This is a genomic window from Micromonospora sp. NPDC047527 (assembly GCF_040643015.1).
Lineage (GTDB): Bacteria > Actinomycetota > Actinomycetes > Mycobacteriales > Micromonosporaceae > Micromonospora.
Genome location: NZ_JBEYTK010000001.1, coordinates 1138193 through 1159849 on the forward strand (window position 1 = coordinate 1138193; position 21657 = coordinate 1159849).

The 21657-nt window shown below is 71.0% G+C and carries 15 protein-coding genes, 2 pseudogenes and 1 riboswitch; of the genes and pseudogenes, 13 read left to right on the plus strand and 4 right to left on the minus strand.

Going from position 1 to position 21657, the window contains the following annotated elements:
* Positions 1-97 precede the first annotated feature (97 nt).
* Together ABZ808_RS04890 and gcvP are read left to right on the plus strand one after the other, a co-directional pair.
* On the plus strand, positions 98-937 hold the full coding sequence (locus ABZ808_RS04890) for an NAD-dependent protein deacetylase (RefSeq protein WP_357000979.1): 840 nt from the start codon (positions 98-100) through the stop codon (positions 935-937).
* Positions 938-997: 60 nt separating this feature from the next.
* Positions 998-1096, plus strand: a riboswitch (glycine riboswitch).
* Between the two features lie 73 nt (positions 1097-1169).
* Entirely contained in the window at positions 1170-3992 is a 2823-nt protein-coding gene (gene gcvP, locus ABZ808_RS04895) for an aminomethyl-transferring glycine dehydrogenase (protein WP_357000981.1), read from the plus strand.
* A gap of 125 nt (positions 3993-4117) precedes the next feature.
* On the opposite strand, the gene ABZ808_RS04900 is transcribed toward gcvP, so the two are convergent.
* Complete coding sequence (locus tag ABZ808_RS04900; RefSeq protein ID WP_357000983.1) at positions 4118-4318, minus strand: DUF5999 family protein; 201 nt, start codon at positions 4316-4318, stop codon at positions 4118-4120.
* A 123-nt stretch (positions 4319-4441) separates the two neighbouring features.
* Here ABZ808_RS04900 and ABZ808_RS04905 point away from each other — a divergent pair, with 123 nt between their 5' ends.
* Together ABZ808_RS04905 and def are read left to right on the plus strand one after the other, a co-directional pair.
* The gene (locus ABZ808_RS04905) at positions 4442-5641 is read left to right on the plus strand and encodes a chorismate-binding protein (protein WP_357000985.1); all 1200 of its coding nucleotides are present in this window, start codon (positions 4442-4444) and stop codon (positions 5639-5641) included.
* Between the two features lie 31 nt (positions 5642-5672).
* On the plus strand, positions 5673-6182 hold the full coding sequence (def, locus tag ABZ808_RS04910) for a peptide deformylase (protein ID WP_357000988.1): 510 nt from the start codon (positions 5673-5675) through the stop codon (positions 6180-6182).
* A gap of 14 nt (positions 6183-6196) precedes the next feature.
* Here the strand turns inward: def and ABZ808_RS04915 are convergent, their stop codons facing one another.
* On the minus strand, positions 6197-6970 hold the full coding sequence (locus ABZ808_RS04915; RefSeq protein WP_357000990.1) for a TSUP family transporter: 774 nt from the start codon (positions 6968-6970) through the stop codon (positions 6197-6199).
* 184 nt (positions 6971-7154) lie between these two features.
* On the opposite strand from ABZ808_RS04915, the gene ABZ808_RS04920 reads away from it, so the two are divergent.
* From ABZ808_RS04920 to ABZ808_RS04930, 3 genes are all read left to right on the plus strand, one after another.
* Entirely contained in the window at positions 7155-7934 is a 780-nt protein-coding gene (locus tag ABZ808_RS04920) for an endonuclease/exonuclease/phosphatase family protein (protein WP_357000993.1), read from the plus strand.
* A gap of 113 nt (positions 7935-8047) precedes the next feature.
* The gene (locus tag ABZ808_RS04925; RefSeq protein ID WP_357000995.1) at positions 8048-10147 is read left to right on the plus strand and encodes a M14 family zinc carboxypeptidase; all 2100 of its coding nucleotides are present in this window, start codon (positions 8048-8050) and stop codon (positions 10145-10147) included.
* 90 nt (positions 10148-10237) lie between these two features.
* The gene (locus ABZ808_RS04930) at positions 10238-10879 is read left to right on the plus strand and encodes a fasciclin domain-containing protein (protein ID WP_357000998.1); all 642 of its coding nucleotides are present in this window, start codon (positions 10238-10240) and stop codon (positions 10877-10879) included.
* Here ABZ808_RS04930 and ABZ808_RS04935 read toward each other — a convergent pair whose 3' ends face one another.
* Positions 10880-11896: a tyrosine-type recombinase/integrase gene (locus ABZ808_RS04935; RefSeq protein ID WP_357001001.1), complete on the minus strand. Its 1017-nt coding sequence runs from the start codon at positions 11894-11896 to the stop codon at positions 10880-10882.
* Between the two features lie 57 nt (positions 11897-11953).
* Here ABZ808_RS04935 and ABZ808_RS04940 point away from each other — a divergent pair.
* Both ABZ808_RS04940 and ABZ808_RS04945 read left to right on the plus strand, forming a co-directional pair.
* A pseudogene (locus ABZ808_RS04940) lies at positions 11954-12100 on the plus strand (AAA family ATPase); the annotation flags it as partial.
* 79 nt (positions 12101-12179) lie between these two features.
* Entirely contained in the window at positions 12180-12548 is a 369-nt protein-coding gene (locus ABZ808_RS04945; RefSeq protein ID WP_357001003.1) for an AAA family ATPase, read from the plus strand.
* Between the two features lie 441 nt (positions 12549-12989).
* On the opposite strand, the gene ABZ808_RS04950 is transcribed toward ABZ808_RS04945, so the two are convergent.
* Positions 12990-14711, minus strand: coding sequence for an L-lactate permease (locus ABZ808_RS04950; RefSeq protein ID WP_357001005.1), 1722 nt, complete (start codon positions 14709-14711; stop codon positions 12990-12992).
* Between the two features lie 159 nt (positions 14712-14870).
* Here ABZ808_RS04950 and ABZ808_RS04955 point away from each other — a divergent pair.
* The 4 genes and pseudogenes from ABZ808_RS04955 to ABZ808_RS04970 all read left to right on the plus strand — a co-directional run.
* Positions 14871-14999, plus strand: a pseudogene (locus ABZ808_RS04955) (MerR family DNA-binding transcriptional regulator); the annotation flags it as partial.
* A 561-nt stretch (positions 15000-15560) separates the two neighbouring features.
* A complete protein-coding gene (locus tag ABZ808_RS04960; protein ID WP_357001007.1) occupies positions 15561-17237 on the plus strand; it encodes a hypothetical protein in 1677 nt (558 codons plus the stop codon).
* Entirely contained in the window at positions 17234-18799 is a 1566-nt protein-coding gene (locus ABZ808_RS04965; RefSeq protein WP_357001009.1) for a hypothetical protein, read from the plus strand. Before ABZ808_RS04960 ends, ABZ808_RS04965 begins: the two co-directional genes overlap by 4 nt.
* 14 nt (positions 18800-18813) lie before the next feature.
* Positions 18814-21591, plus strand: coding sequence for a hypothetical protein (locus tag ABZ808_RS04970; RefSeq protein ID WP_357001011.1), 2778 nt, complete (start codon positions 18814-18816; stop codon positions 21589-21591).
* Positions 21592-21657 lie beyond the last annotated feature (66 nt).

The window sequence follows — 21657 nt, forward strand, 5'->3', positions numbered from 1 at the left end:
GGCCCGGGCCCGTCGCGCGCCGCGACCGGCGCCAAGGAGGGCAGGAGCGCCGGACCGGGGTTCGCCGTCGGCGGGTGCGCTGAGGCAGCATGAAGGGGTGACGGAGAGCCTGGAGGTGTTGGCGTCGCTGCTGGCCGGCGGGCGGGTGGTGGTGCTCAGCGGCGCGGGCCTGTCCACCGAGTCCGGCATCCCGGATTACCGGGGGCCCAGCGGGGTGGCCCGCCGGCACACCCCGATGACGTTCCAGGCGTTCACCGGTGATCCCCTCGCGCGGCGGCGGTACTGGGCGCGCAGTCACCTGGGGTGGCGGTTGATCGCGCGGGCCGCGCCGAACGCCGGGCATCGGGCGGTGGCGCGGCTGCAACGCGCCGGCCTGGTCGACGCGGTGATCACCCAGAACGTCGACGGGTTGCACGGCGCGGCCGGCAGCGGATCGGTGGTCGAGTTGCACGGCCGCCTCGACGAGGTGACCTGCCTGGACTGCGGCAACCTGACCTCCCGGGAGGAGGTGGACCGGCGGCTGCGCGAGGCCAACCCGGACTTCGTGGCCCGGGTCGCCGCGGTCAACCCGGACGGTGATGTGGATCTCCCCGACGAGCAGGTGGTGGGGTTCCGGCCGGTGGACTGCGGGATCTGCGGGACGGGGATGCTGAAACCGGACGTGGTGTTCTTCGGCGAGACGGTGCCGCCGCAGCGGGTGGCGCGGTGTTTCGCCCTGGTGGAGCAGGCCCGGGCGTTGGTGGTGCTCGGGTCGTCGTTGACGGTGATGTCGGGCCGCCGGTTCGTGATTCGCGCGGCGAAAGGCGGCATTCCGGTGGCGATCGTCAACCAGGGGCCGACCCGGGGTGACGGGCACGCCACCGTGTGCGTCGACGCGCCGTTGGGTGAGGTGCTGCCCGCGCTGGCCGACCGGGTGGCCGGCGGGCTGCGGGTGTGACGGCGCGGGGGTAGGACATCTGCCGGTAACACCGACGCTGGTAGCGTTGACCATGCCGGTAACACCCACGTGGGAGAGACCGCCCGACAGCATCCGGGGCGGCGCCGAAGGGGCAAATCCTCCCCGGAACCTCTCAGGCAAAAGGACCTCGTGGGCAGGCACTGTGGAGCGCTCTTTTGGGGTGCGACAGAGGGGGAGGCCGACACGTCGACCTCGCCCGGGAGTGCCCCTGATGACCGTAGAGCAGTTCGCCACCCGTCACATCGGTCCCGGACCGGACGATGAGCGCCGCATGTTGGAGGTCGTCGGGCACGGCTCGATCGACGAGCTGATGGACGCCGCGATCCCCGAGGTGATCCGCTGGCACGGCACCCTCGACCTGCCGGAGGCCGCCACCGAGGCCGAGGCGATCGCCGAGCTGCGGGCCCTGGCGGCGCGCAATACCGTCGCCGTGTCGATGATCGGCCTCGGCTACCACGGCACGCACACCCCGGCGGTGATCCGCCGCAACGTCCTCGAGGACCCGGCCTGGTACACGGCGTACACGCCGTACCAGCCGGAGATCAGCCAGGGCCGCCTGGAGGCGCTGCTGAACTTCCAGACGATGGTCACCGACCTGACCGGCCTGGCCACCGCGAACGCCTCCATGCTCGACGAGGGCACCGCCGCGGCGGAGGCGATGACCCTGGCCCGCCGGGCCTCCAAGAGCAAGAGCCGGGTGTACGTCGTCGACGCCGACACGCTGCCGCAGACCATCGCGGTGATCAGCAGCCGGGCGGAGCCGCTGGGCATCGAGGTGCGGGTCGTCGACGTCGACCGTGACGAACTGCCGGCGGAGTTCTTCGGCCTGCACCTGCAGTACCCGGGCGCGTCCGGGGCGATCCGCGACCACGCGGCCCTCGTCGAGGCGGCACACGCCGTCGGCGCGTTGGTGACGGTCGCGGCGGACCTGCTGGCGTTGACGCTGCTGCGCGCCCCGGGGCAGATCGGCGTGGACATCGCCGCCGGCACCACCCAGCGGTTCGGCGTACCGATGGGCTTCGGTGGGCCGCACGCCGGTTACCTGGCGGTGCGCTCGGGCCTGGAGCGGATGCTGCCGGGCCGGCTGGTCGGGGTGTCGCGGGACGCCGACGGCAACCCGGCGTACCGGTTGGCGTTGCAGACCCGTGAGCAGCACATCCGGCGGGAGAAGGCGACAAGCAACATCTGCACGGCGCAGGTGCTGCTCGCGGTGATGGCCGGCATGTACGCCGTCTACCACGGCCCGGACGGGCTGCGGGACATCGCGACGCGTACCCACGCCATGGCGGCGCGGCTCGCGGCCGGGCTGCGCGCCGGCGGCGTGGACGTCGCGGACGTCGCGTTCTTCGACACGATCACCGCGACCGTGCCCGGCCGGGCGCAGCGGGTGGTCGCGGACGCCGCGCAGCGGGGCGTCAACCTGCGGCTGGTCGACGCCGACCGGGTGGGGATGTCCTGCGACGAGACGACCACCGTGGCGCACCTTCAGGCGGTGTGGGCGGCGTTCGGTGTGCCCGCGTTCGACGGCGACACCGACGCGGCCCTGCCGGCCGAGCTTCGCCGCACGACCGACTTCCTGACCCACCCGGTGTTCCGCAGCCACCACTCGGAGACGGCGATGCTGCGCTACCTGCGGCGGCTGTCGGACTTCGACTACGCCCTGGACCGGGGCATGATCCCCCTCGGGTCGTGCACGATGAAGCTGAACGCGACCACCGAGATGGAGCCGGTCAGCTGGGCGGAGTTCGCGCACATCCACCCGTTCGCGCCGGACGCGCAGACCGTCGGGTACCGGGAGATGATCGGCCAACTGGAGTCGTGGCTGGCCGAGGTGACCGGCTACGACGCGGTGAGCGTGCAACCCAACGCCGGGTCGCAGGGTGAGCTGGCCGGGCTGCTGGCCATCCGCTCCTACCACGCGTCGCGGGGCGAGTCGCACCGCGACGTGTGCCTCATCCCGTCGTCGGCGCACGGCACGAACGCGGCGTCGGCGGTGATGGCCGGCATGCGGGTCGTCGTGGTGGCCTGCGACGACGACGGCAACATCGACCTGGTCGACCTCGACACGAAGATCGACAAGCACCGCGACGCGCTCGCCGGGATCATGGTGACGTACCCGTCGACGCACGGGGTGTACGAGACGGGCATCGCGTCGCTGTGCGCGAAGGTCCACGACGCCGGCGGGCAGGTGTACGTCGACGGGGCGAACCTCAACGCGCTGGTCGGGTTCGCCAAGCCGGGCAGGTTCGGCGCGGACGTGTCGCACCTCAACCTGCACAAGACGTTCTGCATCCCGCACGGCGGCGGCGGCCCGGGCGTGGGTCCGGTGGCGGTGCGCTCCCACCTGGCGCCGTTCCTGCCCGGCGACCCGCTGGGCGCGCACGCCGACGCGACGCCGGCGATCTCGGCGGCGAAGTACGGGTCGGCGGGGATCCTGCCGATCCCGTGGGCGTACCTGCGGATGATGGGCGCGGCCGGCCTGACCCGGGCGACCGGCGTGGCGGTGCTGGCCGCGAACTACGTGGCGGCGCGGCTGCGCGGGCACTTCCCGGTGCTGTACGCCGGCAACAAGGGCCTGGTGGCGCACGAGTGCATCCTCGACCTGCGGCCGTTGACGAAGGAGACCGGGGTGAGCGTGGACGACGTGGCGAAGCGGCTCATCGACTACGGCTTCCACGCGCCGACGATGTCGTTCCCCGTCGCGGGGACGCTGATGGTGGAGCCGACCGAGAGCGAGGACCTGGCCGAGCTGGACCGGTTCTGCGACGCGATGATCGCGATCCGGGCGGAGATCGACCAGGTGGGGTCGGGGCAGTGGCCGGCGGGGGACAACCCCCTGGCGAACGCGCCGCACACCGCGGCGATGGTCAGCGGTGACGAGTGGCCGCACCCGTACCCGCGGTCGGTGGGCGCGTACCCAACCGGGGTGGACCGGGCCGGCAAGTACTGGCCGCCGGTGCGGCGTGTCGACGGCGCGTACGGCGACCGGAACCTGGTCTGCTCGTGCCCGTCACCGGAGGCGTTCGAGGACTGACAACGGCGGGCCGGGGCGGGCGGTGCGTGGCCGCCCCGGCAACCGCGCCGACCTGGGCTCAGACGTCCCGTACCGGGGGACTAGCCTGGGTCGACGGCGGCGATTCGGTAACGCTGGGTGGTCGGTCAGGCCGCGAGGGCGTGTCGGGCGGGGCCGCGGTGCGGGGCGATGCTGCTGCCGTCGGGGAGCAACTCGCCGGTGTCCTCGAAGACGATGACACCGTTGCAGAGCAGGCTCCAGCCCTGCTCAGGGAAGCAGGCGAGGACCCGGGCGGCTTCCCGGTCGGTGGCTTCAGCGGAGGGGCAGGTCGGTTGGTGCTGGCACATCGGGTTCTCCGGACTGTGGGGGCACTGTGTCATGGTTCACATGACCAGTGACGCACAGTACCAAGCGAATGTGTCCAACGCCGAGCAGGTGTCGGTCTTGGACACGGGAAATCCACTGAACGGATGAGGAAGGTCGGGCCATACGGCGTGGAAACGCTCCCAGAGGTGCTGGTCGATGTACCCGCCGCGCCCGCCGGCTGCCGGGGCGCGCTCGTCGAACGCGCCCGTCTGCACTGGCGCCTCGCCGACGGAGGCGACCCCGCCGCCCTCGCCGAGGAATTCCTCGCCGCGCACGGCCTGCCCCTGCACGACCTGACCCGACCCGCCCCCGACCACCACGACACCGACACCCGGCTCTGCGGCGCCGCCCTCTACCTGTCCGCGGCCGCCGGCGCGCTCCTGGCCGGCGCCCCACCCGCCGCCCCGGAGCCCGCACCGGCCCTGCCCGACCTCGCCGTCGTCGTCTACGACCACCGCCCGACCCGTACCCCCACCGGGGGGCCGCCGACGCCGTGGTGGCTCGGCGAGTGGACCGAGAGCTGGACCCCCGACCAACACGCCGACGCCGTCGACGCGGTCCGCGCCGCCATCGGCCGCGGCGACGTCTACCAGACCAACCTCGTCGGACACGCCGCCGCCCGCTACACCGGCGACCCGCTACCCGCCCTGAGCCGCCTCGGCGCGCTCCCCGGCGCCCGCTACGGCGGCGTGCTCACCGGCGACGGCTGGGCCATCGGCTGCGCCTCACCGGAAACCCTCATCGAGGTCCACAACGGCACGCTGACCACCCGACCCATCAAGGGCACCCGCCCAGCAACCCCCGCCGGCCGGGCCGAGCTGCTCGCCAGCGCCAAGGAACGCGCCGAACACATCATGATCGTCGACCTGGAACGCAACGACCTCGCCCGCATCGCCCGCAACGGCACCGTCGCCGTCGACGACCTCTTCGCCGTACGCCGCTGGTGCGACCTGTGGCAGGCCGAGTCGACCGTCCACGCCTCCGCCGCCGACGGCCTCGGCCTGGCCGACCTGCTGCGCGCCACCTGCCCCGGCGGCTCCGTCACCGGCGCGCCCAAACGCGCCGCCCTCACCCAGATCACCCGCCTCGAACCCGTCGGCCGGGGCGCCAGCATGGGCGCCCTCGGCTGGGTCGCCCCCGGCCGCATCGACCTCGGCCTCACCATCCGCACCGCCGCCGCCGACGGCGAGAAGCTGCACACCTGGGCCGGCGGCGGCATCACCTGGGACAGCGACGCACACGCCGAAGTCGCCGAAGCCGCCGCGAAGACCGCCCCGATCCGCGCCACCCTGGCCGGGCGCTGAACCCACCCCCACCGGCGATACGCTGACCCGCATGACCATGCGGCCCATCCGGATCATCGGCGACCCCGTCCTGCGCACCCCGGCCGAACCCGTCACCACGTTCGACGCCGACCTGCGCGGCCTGGTCACCGACCTGATGGACACCCTGCTCGGCGCACCCGGCCGCGCCGGCGTCGCCGCCCCGCAGATCGGCGTCAGCGCCCAGGTGTTCGTCTACGACGCCGACGGGCACCGCGGCCACCTCATCAACCCCACCCTGGAGCTGTCCGACGAACTCCAGGACGACGAGGAGGGCTGCCTGTCCATCCCCGGGCTGTACTTCCCGACCACACGCGCGCTGCACGCCACCGCCCACGGCGTCGACCAGCACGGCGAACCCCTGAGCATCACCGGCAGCGGCTTCCTCGCCCGCGCCCTGCAACACGAGACCGACCACCTGCGCGGCACCCTCTACGTCGACACCCTGCGCGGCGACGTGCGCCGCCGCGCCCTGCGCGAGATCCGCGCCGGCCGCTTCGACTCACCCAGCCGCCGCCGCTGACCCCTACCGGGCCGTCAGCGGGCCACCCACTGGTCGTGACCCAACTTCGCCACCAACGCCACCACGACCACCAGCAGGACCACCCGCACGAACCCCGACCCACGACGCAACGCCATCCGCGCGCCCAGCACCGCCCCGGCGATGTTGCACACCGCCATCGCCGCGCCCAGCAACCACCACACGTGCCCGGTCACCCCGAACACCACCAGCGCACCCAGGTTCGTACCCGCGTTGACCACCTTCGCCATCGCCGAACCGTGCACGAAGTCCGCACCCACCAGCGCCGTGAACGCCAACACCAGGAACGTGCCCGTACCCGGGCCGATCAACCCGTCGTACAGGGCGATGCCGACCCCGGCCACGCCGATCACCACCGCCACCCGCACCGGGGTACGCCGCGCCGGCTGCGCCACCACCCCCAGCCGCGGACGCAGCAGCACGAACAGCGCCACCGACACCAGCACCACCAACACCACCGGCCGGTACGCCGACGCCGGCACCGCCCCGGCCAACGCCGCGCCCACCCCCGCGCTGAGCACCGCCAACCCCGCCGCCGGACCCGCCACCCGCCAGTCGACCTTCGTGCGCCGCGCGTACGTCGCCGCCGCCGTCGCCGTACCGAAGATCGCCGCCAACTTGTTGGTGCCCAACGCCGTCGCCACTGGCAAACCCGGCGCCGCCACCAGCAACGCCGGCAGCAGCAGCAACCCGCCACCGCCCACCACGGCATCGACCCACCCGGCCATCGCGGCGGCGGCTAGCAGCGTACTCAGCGTCACGGCGTCCACGGCCGGCAATTCTGCCCACCCCACCGCGCCTGACCGGCACTCAAGTGGCCAGTCTCACCTGGTCACCGACCCCGCCGACGCCGCAGCCACACCCCCAACGCGCCGACCGCCACGAAGACCAGCACGGAACACAGCAGCAGTTTCACCACCGGGCAACCATGCCACGGGGACGTAGGGTGCAGGGGTGCGCCTGGCCACCTTCAACCTGCTGCACGGACGATCCCTCACCGACGGGCTCGTCGACCCCGACCGGCTCACCGCCGCCGTCCGCGCCCTCGACGCTGACGTCCTCGCCCTACAGGAAGTCGACCGCGACCAGAGCCGCAGCGGGCACCTCGACCTCACCGCCATCGCCGCCCGCGCCCTCGACGCGCCCCACCACCGCTTCGCCGCCGCCGTCGTCGGCACCCCCGGCGAACAGTTCCGCCCGCTGCGCCACGACGACGACGGGCACGGCGAACCCTGCTACGGCATCGGCCTCATCAGCCGCCACCCCGTCCGCAGTTGGCACGTCACCCGACTCAAACCCGCGCCGGTGCGATCCCCGGTCTACGTCCCCGGCCCCGGCGGCGGCCTCATCCTGCTGCACGACGAACCCCGCGTCGTCCTCGCCGCGATCCTGGACACCCCCCACGGCCCGCTGACCGTCGCCGCGACCCACCTGTCGTTCGTCCCCGGCTGGAACGCCCACCAACTCCGCCGGACCATCCGCGCGCTGCGCACCCTGCCCGGCCCCCGCGTCCTGCTCGGCGACCTCAACCTGCCCGCCGGCCCGGCCCGCCTCATTACCGGCTGGCGCCCCCTGGGCCGCCGCCCCACCTACCCCGCAGGGCAGCCCCGCGTGCAACTCGACCACGTCCTCGCCGACCGGCAGGCCCTCGACCAGCTCCCACCGGTACGGGCCGTGACCGCGCCGCTGTCCACCATCTCCGACCACCGCCCGCTGCTGGTCGACCTCGGCTGAAAACGGACGCTTCGGCCCGGGAAGTCGCAAGATTCCCTCAAGATCATTGCATCGACGTACTCCGACAACCATGCTGAGCGAATCGTGCCCACGATCAACTAGTCGGAGGCCACATGGGACGCCAGCGATCCACGATCATCGCCATATCCACGGTCATCGCATTAACACTGACCATCAGCCCCACCCCCGCCAGCGCCGCGGAAGCGAACCAGGTCGCCAACCTCACCGTCCGCCAGGCCGACGGGTACGCCACCCTCGCCTGGCAGCCGGTCGAGGGAGCGACTGACTACCAGATCGAACGCACCGCCGTCGACGCCAACGGCAACGCCACCGGCGCGCCGACCATCGTCGGCATCTGGCGACCCAACCGCCAGATCAACCAGCAGGCACCCACCTTCGCCGACGCCGGTTTCAACCCCGGGGACACGTTCCAGTGGCGAGTCCGTGCCCGCGCCGGCACCACCGAGCAGCCCTACTCCGCGCCGGTCGTCGCCACGACCACCGCGCCCTGGGGCAACCCCGACACCCCCGGCCAGCAGCTGCGCACCCAGTGGGAGACCACCCGCGGCGCGCAGTACACCAGCGACGTCAACGAGTACGCCTACACCGAGGCCATCGACGCCCTCAGTGACCGCGTCCGCGTCGTCGAGCTCGGCCGCACCCTGCAGAACCGGCCCGTCAACATGATGGTCATCGGCTACCCCGCCCCGGCGGCCACCCCGGAGACCGTCGCCGCCACCGCACCCGTTGCCATCAACTGCAACGTGCACGGCAACGAGCCCGGCGACCGCGAAGCCTGCCTCATCATGGCCCGGCAACTCGCCTTCAGCACCGACCCCCGGATCATCGACCTGCTCAGCCGCACCAACGTGCTGATCGTCCCCACCATCAACGGTGACGGCCGGGCCAACAACACCCGCGGCAACTCCGCAGGCCAGGACCTCAACCGCGACTACTCGCTGATCCGTCAGCCCGAGACCGCCGCGTACATCAAGATGGTCCGCGACTACCGGCCCGTCGCCGGCTACGACGGCCACGAGTACGGCAACGCCCGCGCCGGCGACCTGCCGATGCTGCCGCCCCGCCACCAGAACGTGCCCCAGTCCATCTTCGACCAGTCCCAGGACATGATCGAAGGCCACATGTACACCAAGGGCGCCGAAGACGGCTGGTGGGCCTGCCCCTACGGCTGCGAAGGCGGCAGCACCGTCGGCAACAGCGAGGAAACCATCCTGCGCAACACCCTCGGCCTCAAGAACGTCGCCAACTCCCTGCTGGAGCTGCGCAGCTCCGGCGGGCAGACCCGACCCGACGAGGGCAACACCGCCAACAACCGGCGCCGCAAGACCTACTCCGCGCTGTGGACGTTCCACCAGTTCCTCGACTACCAGCGCGCCAACAAGGCAGAGATCCTCGCCTCCCGCGCCGAGGGCATCGAGGGCCAGGCCGCCAACAACGGCCGTCTCGTCTTCCGCGGATCCCGACCGATCCCCGCCTACCCGGCCCCGCACCCCGGTGACAGCCCGCCGGGGCTCGACGCCCCCCGCGCCGACCTCATCCTCGACAACGCGCCGTGCGCCTACAAGCTCACCGAAGCGCAGTACAACGGCGCACGCACCGACGGCCCGGGCGGCGTCGGCGCCACCGTCGCGCAGCGCATCGCGTCACACGGCTGGAAGGTCGTCAAGACCGCCGACGGCTACTACGTGCCCCTCAACCAGCCCGAACGCGGCCTCATCCCGCTGCTGCTGGACACCAAGGGCGTCGAGAAGCTCGTCGACGGCGAGCGCATCTACCCGAACCTCACCGGCCGCCGCAACGGACCACTGACCATCTCCGGCTTCACCTGCGCCGCCGACGCCACCATCAACGGCCCGGTCACCATCAAGGCCGGCGCGGCACTCGTCGCGACCGGAACCACCATCAGCGGCCCGATCACCGCCACCGGCGCAGCCGGCGTCATGCTCGCCGACAGCACCATCAACGGCCCGGTCCAGCTCACGAAGACCACCAACGCGATCTCCATCATCGACGTCGCCATCTCCGGCCCGGTCAACCTGACCGGCAACACCACCGGCGCCGACGTGCCCCTGCTGGCCGGCAACATCATCCGCGGCCCGCTCAACTGCACCACGAACAGCTCCGCCCCGATCAACCTCGGCGTAGCCAACACCGTGCACGGCCCGCGCAACGCCCAGTGCGCGGCACTGTGACCGTCAGCTAGGTGAACCACCGTGCCGGCGGCGCGGGCGTCAGCCCACGCCGCCGGCACACCCATCGACCCGAGACCCATGGAGAACGCCGTGTCGCAACCCGCCACCTCGAACGGCATCCGACCGCGGCGACTCCGCCTGCTCGTGCCCACCCTGCTGCTCGCCCTCACCGCGTGCAGCGGCGCCCCCGCCGACCCTCGCCCGGTCGCGGTAGCCGAGATCACCGGCCCGCTCTGCGCCGCCCTGCCCGCCGCCGACGACCCCGGCAACCCCACCTTCCTCGCCGGTCAACCCGTCAACGAGGCGCTGCGCTGGATGCCCACCCTCACCACCTTCGAGGCAGCCCTGCGCACCAGCGGCGTCCTCACCGAACTGCCACCGGACGGCCTCACCGTCCTCGCGCCGTCCGACGACGCCTTCGCCGCGAAGTTCTCCGAGGACAACTGGGACGACCTCATGGTCCGACACACCGACCAACTGCGCCCCCTGCTGAAGGCACACCTCATCGCGGGAACCCACTCGATCGACGACCTGCTCAAGGCCGGCACCGCCACCACCCTCGACGGCACCACCATCACCGTCACCGGCGCCGCCCCCACGGTGCGCCTCGCCGACCGCGCCGACACCGTCTGCGCCGACTACCGGGCCACCAACACCCGCATCCACATCATCAACGCGGTCCTCGGCACCCTGCCCACCACCGCCAACGACTCCGACCACAAGGCCCACTGATCACCGCGCCGCAGCATCCTGCCGGCCCGCCGGCAGGAGCGCCGCCAACGCACGGTTGGTCCGGTTGGCCCGCACCGCGTCGCGCTGCTGCCCGGCCGTCACCTCGATGTACGTCTGCGACGACGCCAACGACGCGTGCCCCAACAACCGCATGATCTCCGCGGCGCTCGCCCCGTCCTCGGCCAACCGCGTCGCGAACGTGTGCCGCAACGCGTGCAACCGCGCGCCACGCGGCACCCGGTCACCGATGCCCGCCCGCCGGTAACACGACTCCACCAGATACTGCAGCCCACCACGGCGCAGCGGCTCACCCTGCCGGTCCACCAGCAACACCGAGTCGGGGCGCACCGACCGCGAACCGAAGCGCCGCCGCCGACTGTCCAGATAGTCCACCAGCACCCGGTCCAGATCCGCCTCGATCGGCACCACCCGAGGCCGCCCGCCCTTGCCGACGACCTCGATGCGCCGCTCACCCGGCCGACCGGCGAGCGAACCGACCCGCAGCGCCAGCAGCTCCGACAGACGCAGCCCGGCGCACAGCGCCACCGCAAGCACCGCCACGTCCCGCTCCGGCCACGGGTCACGCTGCCGGCCCTCGTCACGGGCCACCGAGGCCAGCAGCACCTCGGGAGTGTCCGCGCCACGCAACGGCTTCGGCTGGGGGAGTAGCGCCCGTGGGCGGCCCACCGCCGGCATCGGGTTGCCCGCCACGACCCCGTCGGCCACGAGGAACGTGAAGAAGCTGTTCCAGGTGGACCACGCCCGGTGCACCGACGCGGGCGCCCGGGGTGCGGCGAACCGGGCGAAGGCCGCCCGCATCACCCGGGGGGAGAGGTCGGTGATCAACAGCGCGTCGAGGGGGAGGGGAGTGGTGGCGTCCTCGGCGACCAGGGCGGCCACCGCGCGCAGATCCCGCCGGTAGGCCGCGAGGGTGTGGGGGGAGGGCTTGCGGGTGGCCCGGGCGGTCAGGAACTCCTCGATCAAAACAACGAGCGATTCGTCCTTTTTGTCATGCATAAGGGATATTATGCATGATTTTCGCGTTGCCTGGAAGGGGGGGAGAGTGGAGCGGGCATGACCGAGCGGAGGCGTTACGTGCTCACCGGAGCACCGGGGGCCGGCAAGACCACCCTGATCGACGCACTACGCCAACGGGGACACCTGGTGGTCCGGGAGGCGGCCACCGACGTCATCAAGGCCCGGCAGGCGCAGGGGTGCGCCGAGCCCTGGCAGGAACCCGGATTCGTCGACGCCGTTGCCAGGCTCCGGCGCCGGCGCCGGCGCCGGATCATGGCCGATTATGGCCGATTCGCGCGGAGCCCCGCAGATCCACGACAGGTCACCGTTGTGCACCCTCGCGCTGGCGCGCCACCTGGGCCGGGACGTCGGGCCCCATCTCGCCGCCGAACTGGACCGGATCACCCGCGAGGGGATCTACCAGCGGCTGGTGTTCCTGATCGGGCCGCTGGGCTTCGTCACGCGTACGGCCGCGCGCCGGATCAGCTACGCCGAGTCGCTCGCCTTCGCGAAGGTCCATGAACGGGTGTACGAGGCGTACGGGCACCGACTGGTCGACGTACCCGTCGGTCCGGTCCACGAGCGGGTCGCCCTGATCGAGAAGCACCTGACCCCGATCGAGGGGACGCCCAGATTCCCCAACTTTACATAATGTGCATTATCGAATCTCTGCCCAGGTCGGTCCGGATTGACAGCTGGCGCATCGGCGACAGTGTTCACGCCGCGCCGCCGCCGCACGTCCTCGCGGAACTCAGAGGAGTAGGAAGTGTTCTCTTGGGCGCCGCGGAGGTACAGAAACAGCACGGCGAGGAGCGCGGCGATGGCGTCAGGGTGCCGCGGTCTTCCCTGCTCGCTGATCAGTTGCTTCCAGCGGTTCCACCGCTCGGCGTTCGTCTCTGTCCTCCGGCTGGCCGAGACCGTCGAGCCTCCAGCCGCTGTCCGCACTCATCACGTCATCCTTCCGACTCGTCGTGTCCCGCCGTAGGTGTGACGGGTGCGGGCGCGAAAACTCATCACCAAGCCGTACCCACGAGGGGAGCGCAACCGGCGGTCGGCCGGAAGCGCTCCCCTCGCACAAGTGGTCAGGAGGCCGCTAGGGCACCATCCAGCTCAACACCGGGGTCGCCTGTAGGCCGACCAGCAACGCCATCGCGGAGATCAGAACCACGCTCCAGCCGAACATGCGGCGGAACAGGTCGCCCTCCCGGCCACTCAGTCCCACCGCGCTCGCCGCGATCGTCAGGTTCTGCAACGAGATCATCTTCCCGACCACGCCGCCGGACGCGTTGGCCGCGGCGAGCAGCACCGGGTCCAGGCCGGCGCGCTGCGCGGCGGTGACCTGGAGTGCGCCGAACAGCGAGTTGGACGACGTGTCCGAGCCGGTGAGCGCCACACCCAACCAGCCAAGCACCGGCGAGAGCAGCGCGAACAGCCCGCCGGCACCGGCCATCCAGGTGCCCAGCGTCGCGGTCTGCCCGCTGCCGTTCATCACGAACGCCAGCGCCAGCAGCCCGCAGACGGTGAGGATCGCCCAGCGCAGCGACGCCAACGTCTGCCCGTACGCGACGAGTGCGGCGCGCGGTGTGACGCGCAGGATCGCCATCGTGACCAGGCCAGCCAGCACCAGCAGCGTGCCGGTCGAGGAGAGCCAGTTGAAGCGGAAGACCGGCAGCGACGACGGCGTGCCGGCCACGGTCAGCAGATGCAGTCCCGGCCAGTCGAAGGTCACGGTGACCGCGTTGAGCGCGTCCGCGATCGTGGGCACCTGGGACAGGCCGAAGATCGCCACGATCACCAGGTACGGGGCGTACGCCCGCCAGACCTCCACCGGGGCGTCCGGCTGGTTCGGCGCCACCGCCGGGCGGCTGGCGAGGGCCACCCCACGGTCCGGCTGGCTCACCGACCCAACCGGCCCGCCCGATTCGGCCGTCGGCCGGGGCCCTGCCGGTCCTTCCTGCGGCGGGGCGTCGGACGCGCCACCGGTCACCTGGTCCTCGTGGCGCCGGGGCGGCCACGCCCGCGCGGTCACGGCCACGACCACGGCGCTGACCAGCCCCGCGACGATGTCGGCGAGGGCAACCGAGAGGTAGTTCGACGTGAGGAACTGCGCCAGCGCGAACGACCCGCCGCAGGCGACTGCCACGTGCCAGGTTCCGCGCAGCCCTCGGCGACCGCCGACCATGCCCACCAGCAGCAGCGGAATGAACACCGCGATCACCGGTACCTGACGCCCGGCCATCGCGCCCAGGTCGCCCGCCGGCAGGTCGGTGACCCGGGCCAGCGTGGTGATCGGCAGGCCGAGCGGCCCGAATGCGGCCGGCACGGTGTTGGCCACCAGCGCCACCGTGGCCGCCTTCATCGGACCGAAGCCCAGCGCCAACAACATCACCGTGGTGATCGCGACCGGAGTGCCCTGCCCGGCCAGCCCTTCGAGCAGTGAGCCGAAGCAGAACGCGATCACCAGGGCCTGCACCTGCCGGTCGTCGCTGACCCGGGCAAACGAGCGCCGAAGCACGTCGAAGTGCCCACTCGTCACGGTCATCCGGTAGATCCAGATGGCGGTGCCGAACGTCCACACGAGCGGGAACAGCGCGAACGTGGCACCTTGACTCGCGGTGAGCAGCGCCTGACCGGTCGGCATCGCGTAGACCACGATGGACACCAGTAGTGCGACGGAAAGCGCGCCGAGCGCAGCCAGCCACGCCCGTACCCGTACGACGCCGAGCAGCAGGAACAGCGTGATGATCGGCAGCCCGGCGACGAGGGCACTCAACGCCAGTGAGTCGGCGAGAGGATCCAGAGTCGGACGGTACACGCACACCTCCAGCAGCACGTCGACCAGAGGCCGTCGTATCGAAGGGGCTCACTTTAATGCGGCCGACGGCGGCGAACTTACTTCGAAAATGCGCGGTACGAGGACATGCTGGACCGGGGGCTTGTGTCTCAAGCCGCTTGAGGTCGCATAGTGGGCGTCGTGGACAGGAATGAGCTGTACCCGATCGGGGATGTCGCCCGGCGGACCGGCCTGAGCGTCAGCGCCGTCCGGTACTACGCGGACGCCGGTGTCGTCCTGCCGGCCGCCAGCACCCCGGCCGGCCACCGCCCAGGACGCCCACGGGCTCCCGCGCCCGCCGAGAGACCCGCTCCCGCGGGTCTCTCGTGCTTTGTCGCAATCTTGCGGCGGACGGGCGTGGACGTCGTCGCGTAGTCATCAGCACCGAAGGCCGTAGACCTTCGTGGCCGGCGAGGGTGACATTGCGGCTGTCGGCCGCCGTGCGGGGCGTATGCGGGTGGAGGCAGCCGAACCCGCCGGTGGCGTAGTGCGTGATGCCACCGACCGCCACTGCGAAGCAACTCCCACCAACCTTTCGAACTCATCCCGTTAGGAGCCACAATCCTCGCAATTCACCACACTTGCTCCAGTCGCACAGGCAGCCCTGCTCCCCAGAGAGGCCAAACCCGTTCAATGCGAAGCCCTGGACTCGAAGTCCGCGTTTGGGCCCGAGATAATGAGAAGGCTTGCACCTGGCCCGAGATAATGAGAGCCATGACTCTTCAGGGATTCTCACTAACTTGGGCCACTGCAGATCAGGAGCCGACCGTGTGGCCTAGGTCAACTGAGAAATGACAAGTGTTCATGGTCGATGCGGGCTAGCCTCCTGCCATGGTGGACGTCACCAGACTTGAGGCCGCCGGATCTGCCGTTCAGCATCTGAGCGGCCTGCTGGCGGACGTCTGGCTGGCGATAGACGCTCCGGATCACGTCGGCGGGCGATGGTTGGAGCTGTGCCGCGGGTCTCCGGTCGACCCGGCGTTCGTGTGCGTCGATGCCATGAGCAATGTGCTGCACGTGCGGTATCTCGGCCCGGAGAACCTCTCCATCGTCTACCTGCCCGGCTGGTTCTACGAGGTGGCGACGGCCGCCTCGCTGGGCCGTCCACTCGACGTGTCTGCCGTGACGGTGCTGGACTTCGCGACCGCGCGTCCCCTGGCCTTCGACCTGACCGTCGAGCACAGGATCCGGGATGCGGTGCATACCGTCACGTTTCCGTCGGGGCGGGAGCCGGTCGAGTACGAGCCACTCCCCTACGGCTACGCGTTCGCGCCGGCGCGTGGCTTCGGTATCACCGATACGGCGGGCGACCCGGCGACGGACACATCGATGATCTTCCACTGGGGTGCGATGTCGCTGCGGGTCGCCGCAGCACCCGGCGTCACGTTCGAGCAGCGACCGCTGCTGGGCGAGGTGGCCCTGGGTGCCGTCCGGGCGGCCTACCGTCCGAGTGACGGCAGGGTCACCTGTGATCAGGCGTTGCGCTTCGAGTTCGAGCGGCACCGTCACCCGATGACGCTGCCGCCGCTCGGAGCGCCGTTGCGTCCCGTACCGCTGCTGGAGCCGGACGTCGTCGCGAACGCGGTGGCCCTGGTTCGGGCGCTCGACGAGCCGCGGCCGGTTGCCGTGCAGGAGACCCGGGCGGACGGGGTGGACCTGGTGTTGATGAAGCCGGATCTGCGTCGGCTGCCCCGGGGAGCCCCGTGGAGTTGGCAGCCGGATTGGTTGGTCGAAGCGGCGAAGGTCGTCGACGACGCCGTGTTCGCGGTGATGACGGGTCTGCTCGACACGTACGTGCAGTGGCTCGGCGGGCTGCCGGAGAGCGCACCCGTGCCGATTCGTCTGCGTGTCGATCCGGCGAGCGCGGAGGACCGCTTCGCCTATCGGCTCGATTTTCTGGACGCGGACGGTGAGGTGTCGGTCGAGCCGCCGGCGACGACCGCGCCTTTCGCGCCGTGCTTCCGGTTGACAGTGGTCCGCACGAAGAACGTGCGGGTGTTGGTGGACCTGCCCCTCGGCGTGGCCGGCGGATCGGACATCGAGGGTGTCGTGCAGTACCGGGAGAAGATCGTGACGCACGTCGACGACGTGCCGCTGATGGTCGCCGACGGTGACGGCGACACCGAGCCGCAGCTGGAGGCGCGGCCGGCGACGATCGAGGAGATCGTCCATGTCGCCGTGGCGGTTGGCGAGTTCGTTCCGTTCCCACCCGTGCAGGTCATGTACGACCTGCGTGATCTGGGCAGCGTCGGGGTGTACGTGCTGACCGGGAAGGACCTCTACGGCGAGCCGATGGGCGGCCTGGAGGCGGCGATCACCCTCGGGGGTGTGGTGGTTCCCGAGGTTGCCGAGCGGGCGGTCGGCTCGTTGCTGGCCTCGGGTCGGCGCGTCACGACCCTCGGCGATGATCCCGGTCGGCGTCTGCGCGAGGCGGCGGAGGCGGTGGTGCCCGACGATGTGGTGTTGGCCCGTTCGCTTGTCGAACGCGTCGAGGGACGTGCGCCATGACGCGTGTGCCGGGCAGCGACGGCCTGTCCGTTCCGGAGCGGCTCGCGTTGGTGGGCCAGCACCAGCGTGTGACGCCGCAGGTTCGGGCGTTCCTGCGGCCGGATGTCGCGCCGCTGGCGTTCCTGCGCGATGTCGAGCAGTTGGTCGATCCGTCCGGCGTCTGCCTTCGGTCCGGCTTCGTGCAGCACGCCTTCGAGGCAACGCGTCGGGACTTCCCGACGATCTCGATGGAGGGGTTCCTGGCCGGTGCGCCTCAGGGGTCGTTGCTGGCCGGTGTGGTCGACGCGCTGCTCGGGGAGGCGTCCGCGACGCTGCTGCGCACGTCGGACCCCGCGCGCTACATCGACGCGTTGCGGCGTTCGTACGCCGATTTCCGGACGGTCGCGACGCCGTTCGACGGTGGGGTGTCCTACGGGTCGTACCGGTACCACGAGGGTTTCCACGTCGAGTTGCCCGAGGATCTGAACGTCACTCCGATGAACGCTCCGGTCGGCCCGGTTCCGCGCTACCCGGCGTACGGCGCGGCGGTGACCAGCCGGGGTCACCGCTCGATCGGCATGGTCGTGGCGTCGCGGTTGTGGGATCGGGAGATCCCGTTGACCGCGCGAGGTCCGGAGCTGTTCCGGGAGCTGCAGGTGCGCAGTCTCGACGAGGTGCACGCCTGGGACTACGACCCCGACCTGTTGATGTCCGAGGTGCAGATCGCCCACATGATCTCGACCGGGGACGCCCCGATCTACCGCTTCTCGTTCGAGAAGGGGCCGCCTCGGGATCGGACGGTGGCGCAGGCGCGGTGGGAGCTCGCGGCGCGGCTGGAGGACGAGCGGATCCTGACCGGCGACACCGTCGAGCTCCAGCGGTTGTGGGATCGCCACGGTCGTAGTGCGACCACGCCGCGCGGGGATCCGCTGGACATGCGCAGCCGGTACGGCCGTGATCCGTACTACCGGCTGTCCCGGGATGAGCTGTTCGAGATGGCCATGGGGCTCCCGTCGGCGCGGAACGTGGCGATCCGTGTGTATGAGTGGGAGCACGCGAGACCTCAGCGGTTCATCAGGGAGTTGCAGCGTTGGGTTCGGACGTTGCGCAGGAAGCTCGACGAGGATGTGTGGAGCAGTCGGCTGTCGATGCTGACCGGGGCGAGTGAGCCGGGCAATCTGCACCTGCTCTCCCCCAGGGACCACGCGCTGACCGACCTGTATGCCGGACGGATGATGGGCGGGATGACCCGGTTGGACCGCTGGGGTAACCGGGTGGTCCCGACCGTCGTGGAAGAGGCCGACTACGACTTCGCGGCGCGGGCGCAGGATTACACGTCGAAGTACGGCGCGCCCGTGGGGTCGTTTCCCCTGACCGACATCGCTCGGGTGGCCGAGCCGGTCGTCGCGTTCGACCAGCGGACCCTGGCCGAGTTGGTGGTCGCGTTGCGGGACGACGAGTGGCAGAGGGCGTTGGCCTCGACCCCGGAGGCGCTCGGGGCCTGGAATGAACTTGTGCGACGACTCAACAGCCACGTCGACGGCTACGGCATGCCGACCGCGCTGCGTCTGCCTCAACTTTGACGGGAGGATCGGCCATGCCGGTGACACCAGAGGCTGTGCTCCGTTTCGTGCAGGTGCGTCGGGTGGGTGAGCCCGCGGGCGCTGAGGACGGTGCCTGTACCGCCGGACCGACGGTGATCGGGCCGGTCCTCGACTTCCGCGACGACTGGTCGCCGCCGGTCCGCAACGCGGTGACCAGCCGCGATGTGAAGCAGGCCTGGGCGTTGTACGCGGCGCGCAGGAGAGAGCAGGACGACGCGGTCGAGGATCTCGGTCGTCTGGTCGTGGCTCTGGTGCGGCGGGCCGAGATCGATTCGCGGCTCACTGTCGGGAAGGTGCGTCGGGTCATCGCCGAGTGGGCGGCCGAGCGGCAGGTGACCTCGGAACAGTTCGGGGGTTCGGTGGCCGTCCTTACGCGTTGGGCTGTGGACATGACGGCGCTCGGTCGGTTCCTGGGGCGGCCGCGTGGCGTGGTGTCGGGTGTCCTTCTGCGTCTGCTGCGTGGTGTCACGCTGGTCCGTCTCGCTGACAGTGCCGCCGAGGACGCCTGCCTGGTCCGCTCGTTGGTCGGTGGCCGGGACCTGGAGTTGCCGTCCGCGCCGAAGCCGGCGCCGCAGGTCGACGCCGACATCGGACTTGCCGATCAGTTCGCCGAGTTGGCGGTGCACGTCGGGCGGATGCTCAGCCGGGCGCGTGTCACCGGTTCCCCCGATCCAACGCTCGCCGACGTGCGGGCGGCCGGCTTTGCCGACCTTGGCCCGGCCATCGAGGCGACGTCGCGCGCCGCGGGTGAACTGGGCGTTGCGGCCACCGTCACGCTGCGCGCCCTGCGCACGCTGTTCGACGCCGAGCGGGAGGCTGCCCGCCGTCGTGTGGACCGGCGGGTCGACGCGGCGGACTCGGGGCGGCAGGTGGAGAGCGTGCCCATCGGTGACGACATCGAGTACGTACCGCCGCGTGTGCCGGTGCTGGGCACGCAGGCGCGGGTCGTCGGCCGGGGTGACCTCATGGTCATTCGTACCGCGCATCTGCGCTACGAGTTGGGTGAGATCTCGCATGTGGAGAACGTGCTGGCCAGCGAGGTGCGCGGGCGGACCCACGTGGTCGACACCAGCACCCGGGAGTCGGTCACGACGTCGACGCAGTCGATCGCCGAGACCACGCAGGAGTTGGAGACCACGGAGCAGAACAGCCTGGACCGGGCGCTGACCACCGCGGCGACGCAGAGCACGTCGACGTCGTTGGGGGTCAGCGTCTCCGGTGGTTTCGGCCCGGTCCAGGCTGGTGTGGACATCAACGCCGACCGGTCCACGACCACCGCGAGCAGCATGAGTTCGGCGGTGTCGTACTCGAAGACCCTGACCGAGCGGGCGTCGGAGTTGCTGCGCAGCGAGGTGTCCGAGCGTCGCTCGATCACCAGCACGACGCGGGTGACCGAGACCAACGAGCACCGGTTCGACAACGGCGACGGGTCGGTGAACATCACCGGCGTGTACCGCTGGCTCACGAAGGTCGACCAGGCGCAGGTCTACAACTACGGGGAACGGTTGCTGCTGCAGTTCGTGGTGCCGGAGCCGGCGGCCGTGCTGGTTTACCTGGCGCAGCTGAGCACCGACGAGGGTGCGGTCGCGAAGCCGGCCGGCTGGTTCCTCGACGTGGCTGATCTGACCGAGGAGAACTACGCCGACAAGGCGGCGCGCTGGGATGTGGTCGGCGTCGAACCACCGCCCGAGCCGGAGGTGTCGGCCACGATCACGTTCGCCGATCCGCCGGCTCGCCCGTTCGACTATCCCCGCAACTCCACGGACAAGTCGCAGCCGGAGTGGGGCTACAGCTCGTATGTCGGTGAGGTGCCGGTGCCGGCCGGTTACCAGGCGACCGAGGCGTACGTGACCACGACGTGGGGGCTGGTGGAGGGTGAGTACACCGTGGAGGAGGGCAGCCCTCCGCAGGCGGTGCAGATCGCGATCGGTGAGAAGCGGGTCAGCAGCAGCGACGGTGGTGACGGCCGGATGATTGTGTCGCTGGACCAGGTGCTTCCCGGGGCGCTGCCGGTCGGGATCAGCGCCGATCAGCGTGGCGGGCTCACGGTGGTGGTGCGGGTGCGTTGCGAGCGCACCGCCGCCGCGTACGAGGCGTGGCGGTTGCGGGCGTACGAGGCGATCCGGGCCAGCTATCTGGCGCAGGTGGCGGCGTACGAGAATGACCAGCGTCTGCGGTTGGCTCGGGCGGTGTACCGGTCCGAGCAGCCGGCGGAGGTGAACCGGCGGGTCGAGCAGTTGGAGTTGAAACGGGCCTGCCAGAGTGTGCTCTTCGGCCACGAGTTCGACCAGTTCGGCGGTCTGACGTTCCCGGCCGACGACGCGCCTCGTATCGACCGTGTCGAGATCAGCGCGGAGGCGGACCAGATCCAGTTCGGTGAGGATCTCTTCGAGTGGGAGAACATGGTCTACCTGTTCTACCCGTACCAGTGGGCCGGTCGGGAGCGGTGGGCGACGTTACGGACCCGGACCAGCTCGGACGGGGTTCATGAGGCGTTTTTGCAGGCCGGTGCCGCTCGGGTGACGGTGCCGGTGCGAGCCGGTTACGAGCACGCGGTCGGGCGGTACCTGGAGACCTCTCAGATCCCGGCGCTGACGCCGCGTCCCTGGCGCGACGGTGGGAACCCGTACCCGCCGATCGAGGATCTGATCGGTGACGCTCTCGACCGCCCGGGTGAGGAGGTCGCCGTGGACGAGCCCTGGGAGGTGCGCACCCCGACGGCGCTGATCTGTCTGCAGACGGGAGCCGAGCTGAACCCGGAGTCGGCGTGACCGTCGGAGGGGTGCACACGTACGCCGGGAGCTCGGGAACGACCGGGCGCTCCCCCGTCGACCGGC